Origin of the sequence: Paenibacillus popilliae ATCC 14706 (genome assembly GCF_000315235.1) — a bacterium.
Classification (GTDB): Bacteria; Bacillota; Bacilli; order Paenibacillales; family Paenibacillaceae; genus Paenibacillus_B; species Paenibacillus_B popilliae.
In genome coordinates, this window is the sequence record NZ_BALG01000496.1 from 1 (window position 1) to 404 (window position 404).

Genomic DNA, 404 nt, shown 5'->3' on the forward strand with positions numbered 1-404 from the left:
AGATAGGGCATGCCTTCTGGACTTTGAAGCAGATCTCCAACCTTCAAATGCCTTGCTTCCACCCATCCTTGGCCGTGCACCCAGAACGGATGCTCCCCGGATGTTGTGATTGGAGTTCCATTTACGGTAATGTGATACGTCTCATCCGCCTGACTCTGGAATAACTGAACAACTCTATGATACCCTGTTTTTCCCGTTGTTTCATCTTTTGCATACACGAGATCCCCAACCCGGATTTGTTCAATTGGCTTGAATCCGGTTTCAGTCTGTACTACGGTGCCATTCGCAAAATCTGCATACGCAAGAGGAAGGCTTGTAAATGAAAGAGCAATCAATAACATCAAGGCTATAAATTTTTTCATGTTCTCTTCTCCTTTTCGTACCGTATTTTCTAAAGACAATTT

1 protein-coding gene is annotated in these 404 nt (G+C 43.8%); it reads right to left on the bottom strand.

Going from position 1 to position 404, the window contains the following annotated elements:
- Positions 1-362: polymorphic toxin-type HINT domain-containing protein (locus PPOP_RS18840; RefSeq protein ID WP_006288301.1), on the bottom strand; the 362-nt coding region annotated here is incomplete at its 3' end.
- Between the last annotated feature and the right edge of the window lie 42 nt (positions 363-404).